General features: G+C 67.1%; 18 protein-coding genes. 13 read left to right on the forward strand and 5 right to left on the reverse strand.

The window, feature by feature from the left end:
* Positions 1-30 precede the first annotated feature (30 nt).
* The 11 genes from ACIQF4_RS08490 (at position 31) to ACIQF4_RS08540 (ending at position 10,747) form a co-directional block, all read left to right on the forward strand.
* Complete coding sequence (locus ACIQF4_RS08490) at positions 31-1,155, forward strand: ABC transporter ATP-binding protein (protein ID WP_400515169.1); 1,125 nt, start codon at positions 31-33, stop codon at positions 1,153-1,155.
* On the forward strand, positions 1,152-2,072 hold the full coding sequence (locus ACIQF4_RS08495; RefSeq protein ID WP_400515167.1) for an ABC transporter permease: 921 nt from the start codon (positions 1,152-1,154) through the stop codon (positions 2,070-2,072). Before ACIQF4_RS08490 ends, ACIQF4_RS08495 begins: the two co-directional genes overlap by 4 nt.
* Positions 2,073-2,074: 2 nt before the next feature.
* Positions 2,075-2,905, forward strand: a complete 831-nt coding sequence (locus tag ACIQF4_RS08500; RefSeq protein ID WP_400515166.1) for an ABC transporter permease — start codon at positions 2,075-2,077, stop codon at positions 2,903-2,905.
* A gap of 284 nt (positions 2,906-3,189) precedes the next feature.
* On the forward strand, positions 3,190-3,978 hold the full coding sequence (locus ACIQF4_RS08505; RefSeq protein ID WP_400515164.1) for a LamB/YcsF family protein: 789 nt from the start codon (positions 3,190-3,192) through the stop codon (positions 3,976-3,978).
* Position 3,979: 1 nt separating this feature from the next.
* The gene (locus ACIQF4_RS08510) at positions 3,980-4,711 is read left to right on the forward strand and encodes an allophanate hydrolase subunit 1 (RefSeq protein WP_400515162.1); all 732 of its coding nucleotides are present in this window, start codon (positions 3,980-3,982) and stop codon (positions 4,709-4,711) included.
* Positions 4,708-5,715: a biotin-dependent carboxyltransferase family protein gene (locus ACIQF4_RS08515; RefSeq protein WP_400515160.1), complete on the forward strand. Its 1,008-nt coding sequence runs from the start codon at positions 4,708-4,710 to the stop codon at positions 5,713-5,715. Before ACIQF4_RS08510 ends, ACIQF4_RS08515 begins: the two co-directional genes overlap by 4 nt.
* Before the next feature lie 55 nt (positions 5,716-5,770).
* Positions 5,771-7,111, forward strand: coding sequence for an MFS transporter (locus ACIQF4_RS08520; protein ID WP_231457142.1), 1,341 nt, complete (start codon positions 5,771-5,773; stop codon positions 7,109-7,111).
* Between the two features lie 70 nt (positions 7,112-7,181).
* Complete coding sequence (locus tag ACIQF4_RS08525; protein ID WP_231457143.1) at positions 7,182-7,931, forward strand: SDR family oxidoreductase; 750 nt, start codon at positions 7,182-7,184, stop codon at positions 7,929-7,931.
* A gap of 37 nt (positions 7,932-7,968) precedes the next feature.
* Positions 7,969-8,913 (forward strand): 2-hydroxyacid dehydrogenase, encoded by a 945-nt coding sequence (locus ACIQF4_RS08530; RefSeq protein WP_400515158.1) that lies wholly within the window; start codon positions 7,969-7,971, stop codon positions 8,911-8,913.
* Entirely contained in the window at positions 8,910-9,680 is a 771-nt protein-coding gene (locus tag ACIQF4_RS08535) for an SDR family oxidoreductase (protein ID WP_400515156.1), read from the forward strand. Before ACIQF4_RS08530 ends, ACIQF4_RS08535 begins: the two co-directional genes overlap by 4 nt.
* Positions 9,680-10,747, forward strand: coding sequence for an L-idonate 5-dehydrogenase (locus ACIQF4_RS08540; protein WP_400515154.1), 1,068 nt, complete (start codon positions 9,680-9,682; stop codon positions 10,745-10,747). Before ACIQF4_RS08535 ends, ACIQF4_RS08540 begins: the two co-directional genes overlap by 1 nt.
* Positions 10,748-10,829: 82 nt before the next feature.
* Here ACIQF4_RS08540 and ACIQF4_RS08545 read toward each other — a convergent pair whose 3' ends face one another.
* From ACIQF4_RS08545 to ACIQF4_RS08565, 5 genes are all read right to left on the reverse strand, one after another.
* The gene (locus tag ACIQF4_RS08545; protein WP_400515152.1) at positions 10,830-12,539 is read right to left on the reverse strand and encodes a DUF5671 domain-containing protein; all 1,710 of its coding nucleotides are present in this window, start codon (positions 12,537-12,539) and stop codon (positions 10,830-10,832) included.
* Positions 12,536-13,000 carry a hypothetical protein gene (locus tag ACIQF4_RS08550; RefSeq protein ID WP_400515150.1) on the reverse strand — a complete coding sequence of 155 codons (465 nt, stop codon included), beginning with the start codon at positions 12,998-13,000 and terminating at the stop codon, positions 12,536-12,538. Before ACIQF4_RS08550 ends, ACIQF4_RS08545 begins: the two co-directional genes overlap by 4 nt.
* 140 nt (positions 13,001-13,140) lie before the next feature.
* A complete protein-coding gene (locus ACIQF4_RS08555) occupies positions 13,141-13,545 on the reverse strand; it encodes an Hpt domain-containing protein (RefSeq protein WP_400515148.1) in 405 nt (134 codons plus the stop codon).
* 143 nt (positions 13,546-13,688) lie between these two features.
* A complete protein-coding gene (locus ACIQF4_RS08560; RefSeq protein ID WP_400515147.1) occupies positions 13,689-13,883 on the reverse strand; it encodes a helix-turn-helix transcriptional regulator in 195 nt (64 codons plus the stop codon).
* 3 nt (positions 13,884-13,886) lie between these two features.
* Positions 13,887-14,369, reverse strand: coding sequence for a hypothetical protein (locus ACIQF4_RS08565; RefSeq protein WP_400515146.1), 483 nt, complete (start codon positions 14,367-14,369; stop codon positions 13,887-13,889).
* Positions 14,370-14,491: 122 nt separating this feature from the next.
* Here ACIQF4_RS08565 and ACIQF4_RS08570 point away from each other — a divergent pair, with 122 nt between their 5' ends.
* Both ACIQF4_RS08570 and ACIQF4_RS08575 read left to right on the forward strand, forming a co-directional pair.
* Complete coding sequence (locus ACIQF4_RS08570; RefSeq protein ID WP_400515189.1) at positions 14,492-15,169, forward strand: ATP-binding cassette domain-containing protein; 678 nt, start codon at positions 14,492-14,494, stop codon at positions 15,167-15,169.
* Entirely contained in the window at positions 15,156-16,715 is a 1,560-nt protein-coding gene (locus tag ACIQF4_RS08575) for a DUF6297 family protein (protein ID WP_400515143.1), read from the forward strand. The genes ACIQF4_RS08570 and ACIQF4_RS08575 overlap by 14 nt, the downstream gene beginning before the upstream one ends.
* Positions 16,716-16,738 lie beyond the last annotated feature (23 nt).

A 16,738-nucleotide genomic window follows, 5' to 3' on the forward strand; every position in this document is an offset into this window, starting at 1 on the left:
CCCAACTTCCCCTTCAGGAGAACTGAAACCGTGACTGAACCCAAACTGTCGATCGTTGATCTGACCAAAAGATACGCAGCAGATCTGGACCCCGCCGTCGACCGCCTGAACATGGAAGTTGAGGAGGGGCACCTGGTGGCACTCCTTGGTCCGTCCGGCTGCGGCAAGACCACCACCCTCCGGATGGTTGCCGGCCTTATGGATCCAACCGCCGGCTCCATCGTGGTGGACGGCAAGGAAATCACCCACACGCCTGTGAACAAGCGCGGGATGGGCATGGTGTTCCAGTCCTACGCTCTATTCCCCCACATGAATGTGGAACAGAACGTGGCGTTCGGCCTGGAAATGCGCCAGGTTTCCAAGGCTGAGCAGAAGGCGCGCGTTGCGGCCGCCCTGGACATGGTCCAGCTTGGCCACTTGGGCAAGCGCCAGACCAAGGAGCTTTCCGGCGGCCAGCAGCAGCGCATCGCCCTGGCCCGCGCCCTGGTGGTGGAGCCTACCCTGCTGCTGCTCGACGAGCCGCTGTCCAACCTCGACGCCAAGCTCCGCGAAACCATGCGCACCGAAATCCGATCCATTCAGCAGCGCACCCGGGCAACCACGCTCTTCGTCACGCATGACCAGGATGAGGCCCTGGACATGGCAGACCGGATCGCCGTGATGAACGGCGGCCTGATTGAACAGTTCGGCTCGCCCACCGAGGTGTACGAGCGGCCCCGCACGCACTTCGTCGCCAACTTCATTGGCCAGGCCAACTTCCTGGCCGCCCGCGTCGGCGCGGAGACGGGACGGGCGAACCTGGCAGGCGAAAGCTACTACAAGGTGGAGGTGGACGGCCTGGGCCAGTTCGGCGCCATCGGGTCCACCGGCCTGTCAGGCAGCAGCCACGAGCTGGTTATCCGCCCGCACCGGCTCAACGTGTCCCTGCATCCCGGGACGGCGCAAGAACCCCTCGCAGGCACCGTCGAACGGGTGAGCTACACCGGTGACGCTCTGGCCGTCGCGGTCCGCGTCGGGGACCAGCAGCTCAACGCGCAGATGCTGACCAGCAGCGGTGACCTGCCCCGCATCGGAGACGCCGCCTACCTCTCCTGGGCAGCCGGCGACGCCTACCTCCTCCCGGCAGCCGCCCAGCCGGAGAGGCTGGCGGCATGACGGTCCTGGAAGCCCCCGCCGCGCCGGAACGGCCAAGGGCCCGGGATGACGGGCAGCTCGAACGAGCCACTGAACGGCGCAACCGGCGCACCTACCTGGCGCTGCTGCTGCCGGGCCTGCTCGGCCTGCTGGTCAGCTTCGTCTTCCCGCTGGCCTACATGGTCCGGATGTCCTTCAACCAGGGCGCGCCGGACGGTGTCATCGTTGAGACGTTCACCCTGGACACCTACATCCAGCCCCTCACCGATCCGTATTATTGGCGGGTCACGCTGGATACCTTCCAGATGGGCGTCACCGTCGGCATCCTCTGCGTCATCGTGTCCTACCCGGTAGCCCTCTTCCTCGCACGGAGCACCAGCAAATGGCGCGGCCTGCTCATTGCCATCGCCATCGCCCCGCTGCTCACCTCCGCGGTGGTCCGCACCTACGGGTGGATGGTCATCCTGGGAACCAACGGGCTGATCAACTCCTCGCTCGGCGGCCTGGGCCTGATCGACACACCCCTGAAGCTCACCAACAACATGACCGGCGTGACCATCGGCCTGGTGGAGATCTTCATGCCCTACGCCATCCTGGCCATGATCTCCGGGTTCGGCAGGCTCAGCCCCCAACTTGAGGAAGCCGCAGGTTCCCTGGGAGCCAGCAAGTTCAAGATCTTCACCCGGGTCACGCTCCCGCTGTGCCTTCCTGGCCTCCTGACAGCGTTCCTTCTAGTATTCGTCCTCTCCATCAGCACCTTCATCACCCCGCGGCTCCTGGGCGGCGGCAGCGTGCAGGTCCTGGCCACGGAGATCTACGACCAGACCACCGGCCTGCTCAACTGGCCGTTCGCCGCCGCCTTGTCCGTCATCCTGCTGGTGCTCTTCGGCCTGATCATCGCCGTCTACCAGCGCCTCACCAAGAAAATCGGAGGCTGACCGTGAGCAGTGCCAACGTAAGCGCCGCGAAACTCTTCAAGCCGCGCTTCAATCCCGCCAAACCCGCCTTCGGCGCGCTGGTGTTCCTTCTGTACCTGTTCCTGCTGGCACCGCTGCTCATTGTCTTTGTAGTGTCCTTCGCATCCAACCAGTACCTGTCCTTCCCGCCGGAGGGGCTCACCCTGAAGTGGTACGAGATGCTGCCCCAGGAAAGCACGTTCATGGAGGGCATGAAGGTCAGCCTGATCGTGGCCGTCATTGTCACGCTCATTGTCCTGGTCCTGGGGGTGCCGGCCGCGCTGGCGCTGGACCGCTTCGAGTTCAAGGCCAAGGCCGCTGTGCAGTCGTTCTTCCTCTCGCCGCTGCTGATCCCCAGCATCGTCCTGGCTCTGGGCATGGTGCTGCTCTTCGGTCCGCTGGAACTCAACAACACCTACGCCGGCATCATCATCGGACACGTGGCCATCACCATCCCGTTCGTCATCAGGACCACCCTGATGAGCCTGGCCACCACCGACACTTCCTGCGAGGCGGCCGCCCGCATCCTGGGGGCCGACTCCTGGACCGTGTTCCGGCGCGTGACACTGCCGATCATCCAGCCAGGGGTGATCGCAGGCGGCGTCATCGCCTTCATCGTCTCCTTCGATGAAGCCGTGATCTCGCTGTTCGTGGCCGAATCAGGCCTGCCAACGCTCCCCGTGCAGGTGCTGAGGTACGTGGAAAACTCCGCGGATGCCGCCGTCGCCGCCCTCTCCGTGATCCTCATCCTCATATCGCTCGCCGTGGTGGTGGTCGTGGAGCGGGTGATGGGACTGCGCAAAGCCCTGCGCTGATTCGCCGTCCCTTCTGCCCTCGCAACGAAACAGTCCTGCCCGGTCCGCACAAGCGGGCCGGGCAGGACGCCGTCCAGATAAGTGCCGGGTCATAACCGGCACCTATCCCGTGACACCGATTACGTCTTTGTGTGATCAAAGTCCCGGTGTCAGACTTTTTCTACAAGCCCGGTAATCCGGGCTCCGGGACCCAGGCCGACTCCGGCGGGTCCACAGACTTCCGCTTCCGGCAGCTGCCGCTTTCCCTGGACAGCGCCGCGCCACCACCCCCAAGGAGGGCTCTCATGGGACCCATCGTTGATCTCGTTGCAGATCTTGGAGAAGGCTTTGGCACGTACTCCATGGGCGACGACGCGGCCCTCCTGGAAGTAGTGTCCAGCGCCAACATCGCCTGCGGCTTCCACGCCGGGGACCCTGACATCATGAACGCCACGGTCGCCGAGTGCGTGCGCCGCGGCGTCAGCATCGGTGCGCACCCCAGCTTCCCGGACCTGCGCGGCTTCGGCCGGCGCGCCATGGACCTCACCGCTGACGAAGTCCGCAACGACGTTCTGTACCAGCTCGGAGCCCTCGGCGCCTTCGCCGCCTACCATGGCGCCGCCGTCGTACACCTCGCACCGCACGGGCGCCTCGGCAACCTCGTGGCCACCCGTCCGGACTACGCCCGGGCCGTTGCCGACGCCGCCGCTCGCGTCAGCACGGACCTCATTGTCCTGGCCCAGGACGGCGAACTCGCAGACGCCGCAAAAGCCCGCCAGCTGCCCGTGGGCATCGTGGGCATCGCAGACCGCGCCTACCAGGCAGACGGCACCCTGGTGCCGCGCGGCCAGCCGGGCGCCGTTATCCACGACCCCTCGGCCATCGTTGACCGCACTGTCCGCATGGTGTGCGAAGGCGTTATTCAAACCGTCGCCGGAACCGACCTGCCGATTACCGCGGACACCGTCCTGCTCCACGGGGACACCCCGGGCGCGGTCCAGCTGGCACGCCAGGTCCGCAGCGAACTGGAGCGCGCCGGCGTCACCATCGCCCCGCTCGCCCAGGTCCTGGCCGCCAAAGTGGAAGCCGCCTGACATGCCCGCCGTTTCCACACCAGCGCTGCCTCCGGTGGAGGTCTTCGAATCCGGGGACGCTGCCCTGCGAGTCATCGCCTCGTCAACGGACCGGGAGGCCAACTGGGCCACCGTCCACGCCCTCGCCGAGTGGTTGGAGGCTGCCGGTGCCGACGGCGTGCATGGCGCGGTGCCGACATACGACTCCCTGCTCGTGGAATTCGATCCCGGCGTTACCTCCGCCCGCCAGGTCCGGGCCTTTGTCCTGCTGGGCCTGCGCCAGCTCGAATTCACCGGCGCCCGCACCCGGGCACCCCGCGAGTTCAGCGTCCCGGTGGTTTACGGCGGCGAGTTCGGACCCGACCTGGAGCGCGTAGCTGAGCAGCAGCAGCTCCCGGTGGAGGAGATCATCCGGCTGCACACCACCAAGGCGTACGTGATCCGCTGCCTGGGCGCTCCGGCCGGTTCGCCCATGATGGACGGGCCTGATTTCCCCTTCCCCGTCCCGCGGCTGAAGGATCCCCGGCTGTCCGTCCCCGCAGGTGCCGTCTCGGTGGCCGGCCGGCAGGCTGTCATCGCCCCTGCTGCCGCGCCGGGCGGCTGGTGCGTCATCGGCCAGACCCCGCTCACCGTCCTCGACGCAACGGCCGAGCCGCTGGTTACCTACATTCCCGGCGACCTGCTGCGGTTCCACCGGATCCAGCTGGAAGATTTCGCCACCTACGCCGGCCAAAAACTGGAGGCAGCGCGATGAGCCTGGTCATCCAGCAGCCCGGCAACTCCGTGGTCACGGACCTTGGCCGCTTCCGCGGCCCACGGTTTGGGCTCCCCGTCAACGGCGCCCTGGACCAGTTTTCAGCCCGTGCAGCGAACATCCTCGCCGGGAACGCGGACAACTCCCCGCTCCTGGAGATCACAGCCCTGGACTTCCGGATGAGGGCCACGAGGGACATCCTTATTGCCGTCACCGGCGCACCACTGCACCTCACGGTGGGCGGGCGCGAGTGCCAGCAGTGGGAGCCGGTGTCCGTGCGGGCGGGGGAGACGGTGGCACTGCGTCGGATCGACGGCGGCCTCCGGGCCTACGTGGCGGTCCACGGCTCAGTGCACGCACCGGTCCTCCTGGGCAGCTGCGCGCCGGACACCGTCGTTGGATTCGGGCTGCGGCTCACGGAAGGCACTGAGCTTAGGACATTCAAGAGTGTCCCGCCCATCCGGCAGCCGTACTTCGACCTCCCACTGTTCCGTCTGGGCCTGACCCGGCCGGAGTTCCACAGCACCGCAGTGGTGGAAGTGACCGATGGACCCGACGTGGAAGAGTTCGGGGATACCGCGGACCTGCTCTACAGCACCGAGTACACCGTCAGTGGCCGGAGCAACCACATCGGGCTGCGGCTTGGCGGGGCGCTTCCGGAACGCCAGTCCACCGCCGAGGTGCTCTCCCGCGGCGTTCCGGTGGGAGCCATTGAGGTGCCCTCCCGGGAGGAACTCCTGGTGCTGCACCGGGGGCGCGGCGTCACCGCCGGCTACCCTGTCCTGGCGGTGGTCACCAGCCGGTCACTCGATGTCCTGGCCCAGGCCAGGCCGGGCCACAAGATCCGGTTCAAAAAAACTTCAATCCCGGAAGCTACAGCGAAACACCGCGCGGCGCTGAGGGAACTGGAAACCCTCCGCTCCACGGTGGGCACCGTGTTCTCCCTCCTCGGCGTGGCCGGACCTCCGGGCCCGCCCCGGCTCGCACCAGCCGCCGGAAGCTGAAGACCCTCGCTTCCCCCGAAAAGCATTGTTACCATCCCCTTAAGTAAGGAAAGCCATGTCCACCTCTACGCATGCGGCCCAGCCGCACCAAGAGCGGCTCAGCAGCAAGCAGACCCGCAAGGTCGTCACGGCCGGCTGCGTCGGCATCTTCGTGGAACTCTACGACAACGGCATCTTCGCCTTCATGGCCGGAACGCTTGCCCTCGTCTTCCTGGCGCCGGGGAACCCGGACAACGCCCTGCTCTTCGTCTTCGCCGGCTACGCCGTCTCCTTCTTCGTGCGGCCGCTCGGTGCCGTCGTCTGCGGGTACCTGGGTGACAGGATCGGGCGGCAAAAGCTGCTCGTCTTCGTCATCCTGCTCATCAGCGTGGCCACCGCAGGCATAGGCCTGCTGCCTCCTTACGCCGCCATCGGCGTCGCGGCCCCCATCCTGCTGGTGCTGCTCCGCATGCTGCAGGGCTTCTCCGTGGGCGGCGAAGCCGCCGGTGCCATGACGTTCCTGGCTGAACACGCCCCCGAAGGCAAGCGCGGCGTCATCACCTCCTACGCGCAGATCGCGTCCTTCGCAGCACTGTTGACCGGCACCCTGGTTGCCTACTCCATGTCCCCCTGGCTCACGCAGGAAGCGATCGACGGCGGCGGGTTCGGCTCGTTCGCGTGGCGTATCCCGTTCCTGGTGGCCATCCCCATGGGCATCATCGGCTGGTACATCCGCAAGGCCATCAGCGACACCCCCAACTTCGAAAAGCTCAAGGAAGAGGGCGGGCTGTCCGCCAACCCGCTCAAGGAAGCCTTCGCCTCCGCCGAGCACCGCCGTGCCATGCTGCTGGCACTCTTCATTCCGCTGATGAACGGCTCCGGCTACTACGTCCTGTTCTCCTACATGCCCACCTTCCTCAAGGGCAAGCAGCTGAATTTCACCATCGGCGAGGCGCTGCTGGTCACCGCCTGCAGCCTGGTGGTCATCTGCATCGCCATCCCCTTCATGGGCGCACTCTCGGACCGCATCGGCCGCAAGAAGGTCATCGCCGGCTCCGCCATCGCCATGGCTGTCCTGGGCATCCCTTCGTACGCGCTGATTGCCACCGGCGAGATGGCACTGGCCATCCTGGGCGCCTCCATCATGGCTGTGGTCTTCGCCGGGCACACCGCGGTGATCCACATCCTGATCGTGGAGCTCTTCCCCACCCGCGTCCGGTACTCCGCATACGGCCTGGGCTACAACATCTCCTCCGCACTCTTTGGCGGCACCGCGCCGCTGCTGATGACCTGGCTGATCTCGTCCACCGGCAACATCTACATGCCAGCCTTCTACGCGGTCATCACAGCCTTGGGCACGCTGGCCGCCGTCAGCACGGTCAAGGACAGGGCGCACCTGCCCCTTCGCGACGCCTGACTCTCCACTTCATTTCACCGAATTTCCACCACCTGCGCAGCACGCCGCTGCACCTTCCTAGGAGACTTCCATGTCCTTTTCCGATTACTCAACGGCCCTCGTCACCGGTGCCTCCACCGGCATGGGCGCCGCGATCGCCGAACGCCTGGCCAAGCGCGGACTCACCGTCCACGCCCTGGCCCGGAACGAGGACCGCCTGAAGGAACTCGCGGACAAGACCGGCGCGGTGCCCCACGTGGTTGACCTGACGGACACCGCAGCGCTGACCGCCGCCGTCGGAAACCTCCAGGTGGATGTCCTCGTCAACTGTGCCGGTGTCTCCCGGCCCGGCAACATCCTGGACTCCAGCGAAAGCGATATTGACGAACTCGTGGACGTCAACCTCCGCGGACTGCTCCAGCTGACCCGGCTGGTCCTGCCGGGCATGGTGGAGCGCGATCTGGGGCACGTCATCAACGTCAGCTCCATTGCAGGCACCTACAACTTCTACGGCCACACGGTCTACCACGCCACCAAGGCCGCGGTGCACCAGGTCTCCCGCCAGCTCCGCAACGACACCGTGGGCAAGCGCATCCGGGTCACCGAAATCTGCCCCGGACGCGTGGAGACTGAGATCTTCGGCCGGAACATGGGCGGCACCCCGGAGGCGATGGAGGAAGCGTGGAAGACGTACTACGAGGGCTACGAGTCACTTACCACCGATGACATCGTCAACGCCATGGATTACGCCATCGAAACGCCCCGGCACGTGAATGTTGGCATGCTGGAGCTTATGCCCACGTTCCAGGTCCCCGGCGGCCTCACGTTCGACCGGCGCTAGCCGCAGTCCTAACCGCACCAGATTGATAGGTTTCCCAATGCAAACAGTCCGCACCGTCAGCTTCCCCGACCAGCAGCTCCTGGACGATCTCTCACCCCTGCCCGAAGGACTGCGCGGAGTGGTCTGGGACCTGGAGACGGATCCTGACGGCGGGACGCTGGCTGGGATCGATGGCGTCATCCTGCCGTACATCAACGCCGGCGCTGTCCTGGGGTCCCTCGCCAAGGTTCCCGGGCTGAAGTTTGTGCAGACGCAGTCCACCGGGTTCGACGGAGTCATTGAGGCTGCAGGCCCGGCGGCCGGCGTCGCGAATGCCTCGGGAGTCCATGCGGCGGCGACGGCGGAACTGGCCATCGGGCTCATTCTCGCCAAATTGCGCGGCATCGACCAGGCCGTCCGGGACCAGCAGTATGGGCTGTGGAAGCCGGAGCGGCGCCAGTCCCTGGCGGACCGGCGGGTGCTGCTGGTGGGGGTCGGCGGGATCGGGCAGGAGGTCGCCCGCCGGCTTGAGCCGTTCGAAGTCACCATCACGCGGGTGGGAAGCTCGGCCCGGACGGACGAGCACGGCGAAGTCCACGCGTCCTCGGACCTGACAGCGCTCGCCGCCAAGCACGACATCCTGGTGTCGGTGCTGCCCTTGAATGATCACACGCACCAGCTGATCGGCGAGGAGGTCCTGGCTGCCCTGCCCGACGGCGCCCTGGTGGTGAATGTGGGCCGAGGCTCGGTGGTGGACACCGCTGCGCTGACCAAGGAAGTCCTCTCCGGCCGCCTGCAGTGCGCCATCGACGTCGTCGATCCCGAGCCGCTGCCACAGGACCACCCGCTATGGTCCACGCCCAACGCCCTGATTACGCCCCACGTGGGCGGCAACGCCTCAGCGTTCCAGCCACGGATCCTCAAACTCCTGCGGAAGCAGCTCGAGGCGCTCGCCGCGGGCCAGGCCCCGGCCAACCTGGTACAGGCAGGTCCCTTCGCATGAGTTCGCTTTTTGACCTGACGGGCCGGGTAGCCCTGGTCACCGGTTCCAGCCGGGGGATCGGCAACGCGCTGGCCAGGGCATTGGCCGACGCCGGGGCAACAGTTGTGCTGAACGGCATCAACGGGGAGCGGCTCAAGGATGCCGCGGCAGCAATGGCTGCCGACTTCGCGCCCGGGCGCATCCATAGCGTCGCCTTCGACGTCACGAGCGACGCCGAGGCGGCGCGCGGCATCGCGTGGGTGGAAGAGCACGTGGGCCCGCTGGAGATCCTGGTGAACAACGCGGGCATCCAGCACCGGGTGCCCATGCTGGACCTGGATGTGAAGGACTGGGAACGGGTGATCTCCACGGACCTGACCAGTGCTTTCCTGGTGGGCCGCGAGGCGGCACGCTTTATGATTCCCCGCGGCCACGGCAAGATCATCAACATCTGCTCGGTCCAAACCGACCTCGCCCGCCCCACCATTGCGCCCTACATCGCGGCGAAGGGCGGGCTGCGCAACCTGACCCGTGCCATGACTGCTGAGTGGGCGACCGCCGGTCTGCAGATCAACGGGATCGCGCCGGGGTATATCCACACCGAAATGACCCAGAACCTGGTGGACGACGAGCAGTTCAACTCCTGGATCCTGGGCCGGACCCCGGCCAACCGTTGGGGAACCGTCCAGGATCTCGCCGGCCCTGCCGTGTGGCTGGCATCCAGCGGTTCAGACTTCGTTAACGGGCAGACCATTTTTATCGACGGCGGAATGACGGTGGTGGTCTGATGCTGACCAACACAGACCTTCCCTCCCCGGCCCTTCCCGTCACAGGCCCGGCCGTGGTGGCCCATGCGGCCGGAGACCTGCGGATCGACGAACTCACCCTCGCCGCTCCCGCCCCGGATGAGGCCGTGATCGAAGTGCACTACGGGGGGATCTGCGGCTCCGACCTGCACTACTGGCTGCACGGGGCCGCGGGCGAATCCATCCTGAAGGCGCCCTTGGTGCTGGGTCATGAAATTTCCGGGACCGTTGTCCGCGCAGCTGCTGACGGTACCGGACCTGGAGCAGGCACCCCAGTTGCGGTCCACCCAGCAACCCCCGGACCGGGGGCCGCGCGGTATCCGGCAGACCGGCCCAATCTCTCGCCGGGCTGCACCTACCTGGGCAGTGCTGCCCGGTTCCCGCACAAGGACGGGGCCTTCAGCCGCTACGTAAACCTCCCCACCCGGATGCTCCGGACGCTGCCGGCAGGCATCGGCTTGCGCACCGCGGCCCTGATCGAACCCGCCGCCGTGGCGTGGCACGCTGTGGCCAGGGCCGGGAATGTTGCCGGCAAGACCGCGCTGGTGATCGGCAGCGGCCCCATCGGCGCCCTTGCCGTCGCAGTCCTGAAGCGGGCGGGCGCAAGCCGCATCACCGCCGTCGACATGCATGAAAAGCCGCTGGACATCGCGAAAGCCGTGGGGGCGGACTCGGTACTCGCCGCCGGTGATGCCGAGGGGATCGCCGCCGTGGAGGCCGACGTCGTGATTGAATCCTCCGGCAACCATCACGGCCTCGCCTCCGCCATCCAGGGGGCAACCCGTGGCGGCACCGTGGTGATGGTGGGGCTGCTGCCCACCGGCCCGCAGCCGGTACTGATCTCCCTGGCCATCACCCGGGAGCTGGAGCTCAAGGGTTCGTTCCGCTTCAATGACGAGATCGACGACGTTATTGCCGCCCTGGCGGACCGCTCACTGCAGATCGACCCCGTTATCACGCACGAATACCCAGTGGGGGAGGCCCTGGAAGCCTTCAGCGTGGCGCGCAACTCGGCCGAGTCAGGGAAAGTGCTCCTGAGCTTCGGCTAAAGCCGCCGCCCGCCTAGAGTTTTTGTCCAGATATGCAGGGATAAGTGCCGCTGAAGCCTGCATATCTGGACAAAAACTCCCGCTATTTTGGCGGGCTGTGCAGGGGTATGACTTCCAGCCTGCCGTGGCCCACAAGCACCAGTACGTGCTGCGCCGTGACTCCGTCCAGGGCGGCCGCCACCTGGCTCACCGTTGCATCCTGTGCTTGTGAAGCTGCCCCCGGCGAAGCCGTACCCGGCGCCGGAAGGGCCTGGCCGCCGTCGTCCGCCCGCAGCCAGACGGTGACCCTGGCACCGCCCGTGGCCTCGGCGACGCCTTGCGCCAGGGCGCTGGGGTCCGGGTGCTGCCCGATGATCAGGGTGACCTGTTCGATGGTCCGTTTCCTGGCCGGCTGGGCGGCCGCGAGGAGGCCGCGGTCGTGCCGCCACAGGGCGAAGTGGTACCCGGCCACAAGGGCAGCTGCCACCAGGAGCCCGAACGGGGCACGGATGCGGTCAAGGAGGCTGCCGCCCGTGACGTCCCCGAGCAGGAACTCGAAGACGCGGTAGCCGATCACCAGGAGCGTAATGAGTGCCACCACGGCGCTGACGCCAAAGAACGCTATGAGGTAGACGCGGCGTCCGGGCGGGATGGCGTCGGCGGCCTGTGGCTGGTTCCGGGGCTTCCACGCCAGCCACCAGACCGGCCCGCCCACCAGGAGGGAACTGATGCCGCCAAGGAGCAGGGTGCGCGTGGCCCCTCCCGCCAGCGGTGACACGGCGGCTGCCAGCAGCGCGTTCACCACAACGCCCACCCCGGAAGCGGATGCCGCCAGGGCAACGGCGGACGTCACCAGGAGGCTTGCCCGCGTGGTGGCGGGGGACCGGCGGATGGAGGCGGTGCGGTGGTAGCGCCACACCACCGCCCCCACGAGTGTTGCGGCCACAGCCGGTGCCAGCGGCTCCAGCAGGTCGTTCAGGGGGTCGTTCCGGTCGAACGCCAGCCGCAGGAACACGAACAGGACCACGCCGGCCCCGCCAAGGGCAGTGATGCCGGCCGCGAAAACGCCGACGATGATCATGATGCTGTCAACCAGGCTGGTCTGGAAGCGGCGTCCGCCCTCCCTGAACCAGTGCCACCACCAGACAACGGTTCCGCCCGCGGCCCACACCAGCGAACGGAGCACCGAGTACCACCAGGGCTCAACGGTCACTGTCAGGGGAAAGCCCCGGATTGCGACGTCGAGCAGGCCGCTGAGCGCGGCGATGCCGGCACCGGCGCCGAGCAGCAGGCCGAATACAGAGCCGACGACGGCGCGCACGTCGTCCAGGTGGACGGTGGGCTTCCGGGGGTGCTTCCACATCCACCGGTGCCACGCCCAGATGGCAGCCCAGGCAATGCCATTGGCAAGCGCCGGTGCCCAGTCACCGTCCCGCTGACCTATGAGCGAGGCCGCCATCCCCAGCAGCGAGGTGGTGAAAATAATGAGGGACACGCCGTACATGGCGGTGATGTAAAGGCCCCACCCTGCGGATGTGCGCTCGGCCTCATCGTCGAGCCTCCGCCACACAAACCACCACAGAAGCAGGGCGAGCGGTCCGCCGATCAGGGTGAAGGCCAGGGACCGGGCAAGCCCCGCGACATCGGTGGATGCCAGCACAGCGCCGGACGTGAACAGCCGCTCGAGCAGCCCGCTGAGGCCGCTGGCGGCAATCACCACCAGGGCAAACAGCAGGGCGTACTGGATGAGCCGCCGCAGCGTCACCTGGGCAGGCCCCGCCGTCGAAATTGTCATTCCGGCCGGGGCGCTCATGGCTTGACCAGGGTTCCGGTGCACGCCATCAGCTGGTACGGCGCTTGGCTGATCTTCCAGTCTCCATCCGATTTCACCAGGCTGAACATGTCCTCCGACTCGTACTCGGAGGGGCCGAAGGGCCCGTCCTGGGACGAATTGACGATTGAGACCCGCACGGTGGCCGACTGGTCCCGCTCCGATGTGGACACCAGGACCACACGGGCGGGCCGGGGCTCACCGTAGTACGAGCCGCGGCAGATGGTGCGGGCAGACTCCGTGAGGTACGTTTCGGCCGTTTCGAGGTCGCCGTCAATGACCGCCGTGCTGTACCGCTGGACAACTCCTGCAGGGCTGGCCTCGTCCAGGGGTTCCGGGTCCCCCCGGGAAAAAACCACTGCGAGGGCCACTACCACCAGCAGTCCGACCACCCCCAGCAGCACGAGGAGGATCCGGTCCGGTTTTCGCGCTGCATCAGCCATGGCGCCAGTATGCACTGTCCCCAGCACTTCTTGCTGGTGTCTTTAGGCCCAATGTGGAAACGTACGACGGCGGGCGGGGCCGCCGTCGTACGTTTGCTGTTCCTTGCCCCGCCTTTGTCCAGGGGACTCGGTGCCTTCGTTCAGGGCCGGTGCCGCAGGTGGTCCTGCAGGACATAGATGGTGCGCTGCGCGCACTGCTTGAGCCGCCGCAGGTGCTCGGCTGCCAGCCGGGGCAGGACAACGGCAGCGTCTGCTGTCCTGGCTTCCTCCCGCAGTGACGCTTCAAGCTCCAGGGCGAGGGCCGCGAGCCTCTCCGCCCCCACCATCTGGCTCGCGGTCTTGAGGCTCAGGACCGCGTCCATGGCCCCCGGCAAATCCCCGGTGGTCAGCGCGAGCCGCACCTTTTGCAGCCGCTGCGGCATCTGCGCGATGAAGGCCTCCACGAAGACCTTCCACACGCCCTCATCATCCTCGAGTTCGTTACGCAGCCGCTCCAGCACTGCCGGGTCCAGGAGGGGAGGGACGTTACCGTCGGGCTGGGTCATGTCGGTGCCTCGATGCAGCCCATGACCCCCCTCGCAGCCGGAATTCCCGCGGTGATACCCGCAGGCTTTCGTAGGACGCTACGGGCAGCGGGGATGGAGGGCACGAGTGGTGGGTACTCGATTTTTCCCGGGCGCTGCTCGTGCTAGCTGTCCGGCGTGAAGATGTCCTCAATGGTGCAGCCAAAGAGTGCTGCCAGGCGGAAGGCCAGGGGGAGCGAGGGGTCAAACCGGCCTTTTTCGATGGAGATGACTGTTTGCCGCGAGACCCCCAGCGCATCGGCCAGCTTTTGCTGCGACCAGCCATGCTCCCGGCGCAGTTCCGGAAGGGTGTTCTCCACCCGCTAACCTCGGCTTCGGCTGACGGTGTACCGCACACCCACGGAGAGCATTCCTGCGACGGTCACAGCGAGCAGCGCTATTGAACCGTCGATTTCCAGGGGCGTCAGGAACAGCACTGCTGTTCCAAGGCCGGCAATGATCAGCAGGTCATGGAAAGCGCCTGCTGCAGAAGCGTCGTACCAGCGCGACTCCACGGATTCCTCCGGGCGGGCGGCCGCCCCCTTGAGGGAATCCCGGTCAACGAGGAACGCCCAGGCGAGTGCACTCAGGGGCAGGGCGGTGAGGGATGCCACGACGGCCGCACCCAGCAAAGGCCGCTGGGGGGAAAAGCCAGCCAGGGCGGCAACTGCCGCCACCAGCGCGGCAAGGACGATTCCCACTGGGATGGCGGGCACCATGGCCGGCACTGCACGGGCGCCAAACCGGGCCCGTCCCCAGGCGGTCCGCACCGCATTTCCCTTTGTGTTCCCGTTACTCTCCGTCATGTCAGTCCCCCAGTTGCCTTCGGTAGTCGATGCCTCCACTGTAAAGCGAACTTGACTGTAAAGTAAACTTGTCTATTGCGGCCGGCTCTTGCCCGCCGGTTTAGGGTGGTGGAATGGCAGGTGTGGGGGCAGTGCTGGAGGCCAGGGAATTAGTGGTGGGCTATGGGGATACATCCGTGTGCGGCGGGGTGACGGTTGCCGTGGAACCGGGTGAGGTCCTGGCGGTAGTTGGGGTCAACGGCGCCGGCAAGTCCACCGTGGTGCGGACGCTGGCCGGGCGGCAACTGCCGCTGGCAGGGGATGCGCTGGTTCACGGGCTTCCGGTAATGCCCGACGCCGTGCCGTTCCGTCGGCAGGTTGCTGCGGTCTTTGACGAGGATGTTTTCTTCCCGTCGCTTACGGTGCGCGAGCACCTTCTGCTCGTGGCGCGGGGGCACTCGGTGGCGTCGCCTGAGAAGGCCGTCGCCGCCGAGTTGGAATTTTTTGGACTCCAAGGCAGGGCGGACGCCGTGCCGGACTCCCTGTCGTCAGGGCAGCGGCGTCGGCTCCTCCTGGCGTCGGGGTTCATCCGGCCGTCGTCCCTGCTGATCCTGGACGAACCTGAGCAGCGCCTGGATCCCGTCATGCGGGATGCCCTGGGCGGCCGGATCCGTGGCAGCGCTGGAGCCGGCGCCGCTGTGGTCCTGGTGACGCACGATCCACGCCTGCTCGTGCAGACAGCCACACAATGCCTGGTTGTCGGCGATCTTGTGGAACTTGTGGACCCGATGCAGGGAGCGTCAGCCATTGCGGGATCCTGAGACGGCGGCCTATCCGGCGCTACGTGGTCACAGCTCCGCGCCGGGGCCGGGCCTCGCCCGGGAGATCGTGGCCTTCACCCGGGGGACTGCGCGCCGGTACAACCGGACCCGTTCAGCGCTGCGGGACGTCCTCCTCGATGTGTACTCCACTGTCCTGGCCCTGGGATGCGTTGCCGCCATCGCGGTGTCCTTCGTCCTGGCGCTGCGGGACCAAATTGCCGGACGCGGCGTGGTGGACCGCAGCCTAGTGGACGGCCGGTGGCAGGTCCTCCCTGCCGAGGTTCTCTGGGTCCTGCTGACCTACGCGGGCCTGGTTTCCCTTGCCGTACTCGCGCGAAGACTGGGGCCAGTCACGGCCAGCCCTGCCGAGGCCGTATGGTGGCTGCCCTTGCCTGTGGACCGGCGCCTCTTCGTGCTGCCTGCTTTCGTTCGCAGGACCCTGGCCTCGGGGCTGGCCGCCGCCGTCGCCTACCTGCCCTTCAGTGTCCTCACCGCCCTGGACCGGCAGGCCGCCGGACACCTGCTGGCAGCGGCGACCTTCGGAATGGTGGCAATCATCGCCGTCGCCGGCGCCGCCGTTCTGCAGCTGACGCCGCAACAGCATCGGCCGGGACGCTGTGCCCTTCTCCTGGCATGCCTGCTGCCAGGATCGGTCCTGCCGTTCGTGGCGCCTGCAATCTGGCCGCCGCTGGCCGCGCTCGCGGCTGCCATCGGCCTGCTCGCCTACATTGCACCCCGCGCCGGCACGGTTCCTGGTGCCGACCTGACGCGCGGCGGTGCGGTCTCAGGGCATGTGCACGCCTCCCTGTTCTTCCTCGAAGCCAACGAGCTCCACCGTGCCCTTGCGGTGGAACCACGGGGTGCCAGGCAACGCCGGTGGGGTGCGGGGTTCCACGCCAAGCCGGTCCGCGGAGCCTTTCACGCCTTGGTCCGCGCGGATGTGGTGGCTTTCTTCCGGCTGCGGCCGCCGCTTGCCGGGCCGCTGCTGTCGCTTGCCGCCTGCGTCGGTGTGGTCCTGATCCACCCCGCACTGCCTGCACTGCTGCAGATCGCCGTGATGGTCATTGCAGGCTGCGCCACGGCCGCGGGGAGTGGGAGAGTGATCCGGAGGACCGCCCTTATCCCGGAACTGGACGCCCTGGTACCCCTGGCCCCGTGGCTGGTGCGGCTGAGCCGGCTTGTGATGCCGGCCGTTGCGTCGGCGTTGTGGATGGGCGGACTGACCGGGATCCTCGCTGCGTTGGGCGCTGCAGGTCCGCTGCTTGTCCCGCTGGGGGTTGCAGCTGGCGCCGGGATGGGCGCCGGCACCCTCCGCGCGGCCACACGTCCTGCCGCGGACTGGTCCAGGCCACCGGTGGAAACCCCGTTCGGGCCGGTTCCCCGTGACCAGCTGTCCACCCTTCTGCGCGGTACGGACCTGACAGTCCTTGTGATGGTTCCCGTGATGCTTGCGCTGTACCTGGGCACAGTGCACCTCTGGCTGGTTCTGGCGCAGGTGGCCCTCAGCGCCGGGGCCCTCGCGTTCCAGATCAGGTTAGCCAGGTAAGGAGGCTTCCCAGGCCGGCGCCA

It is taken from the genome of Pseudarthrobacter sp. NPDC092202 (genome assembly GCF_044755505.1).
Classification (GTDB): domain Bacteria; phylum Actinomycetota; class Actinomycetes; order Actinomycetales; family Micrococcaceae; genus Arthrobacter.

Bases quoted from the DNA above. Each gene is read 5' to 3' on its own strand.
- ACIQF4_RS08520 (WP_231457142.1), top strand. From the start codon at position 5,771: ATGTCCACCTCTACGCATGCGGCCCAGCCGCACCAAGAGCGGCTCAGC.
- ACIQF4_RS08530 (WP_400515158.1), top strand. From the start codon at position 7,969: ATGCAAACAGTCCGCACCGTCAGCTTCCCCGACCAGCAGCTCCTGGAC.
- ACIQF4_RS08565 (WP_400515146.1), bottom strand. From the start codon at position 14,369: ATGACGGAGAGTAACGGGAACACAAAGGGAAATGCGGTGCGGACCGCC.
- ACIQF4_RS08510 (WP_400515162.1), top strand. From the start codon at position 3,980: ATGCCCGCCGTTTCCACACCAGCGCTGCCTCCGGTGGAGGTCTTCGAA.
- ACIQF4_RS08535 (WP_400515156.1), top strand. From the start codon at position 8,910: ATGAGTTCGCTTTTTGACCTGACGGGCCGGGTAGCCCTGGTCACCGGT.
- ACIQF4_RS08545 (WP_400515152.1), bottom strand. From the start codon at position 12,539: ATGAGCGCCCCGGCCGGAATGACAATTTCGACGGCGGGGCCTGCCCAG.
- ACIQF4_RS08495 (WP_400515167.1), top strand. From the start codon at position 1,152: ATGACGGTCCTGGAAGCCCCCGCCGCGCCGGAACGGCCAAGGGCCCGG.
- ACIQF4_RS08540 (WP_400515154.1), top strand. From the start codon at position 9,680: ATGCTGACCAACACAGACCTTCCCTCCCCGGCCCTTCCCGTCACAGGC.
- ACIQF4_RS08525 (WP_231457143.1), top strand. From the start codon at position 7,182: ATGTCCTTTTCCGATTACTCAACGGCCCTCGTCACCGGTGCCTCCACC.
- ACIQF4_RS08515 (WP_400515160.1), top strand. From the start codon at position 4,708: ATGAGCCTGGTCATCCAGCAGCCCGGCAACTCCGTGGTCACGGACCTT.
- ACIQF4_RS08555 (WP_400515148.1), bottom strand. From the start codon at position 13,545: ATGACCCAGCCCGACGGTAACGTCCCTCCCCTCCTGGACCCGGCAGTG.
- ACIQF4_RS08550 (WP_400515150.1), bottom strand. From the start codon at position 13,000: ATGGCTGATGCAGCGCGAAAACCGGACCGGATCCTCCTCGTGCTGCTG.
- ACIQF4_RS08505 (WP_400515164.1), top strand. From the start codon at position 3,190: ATGGGACCCATCGTTGATCTCGTTGCAGATCTTGGAGAAGGCTTTGGC.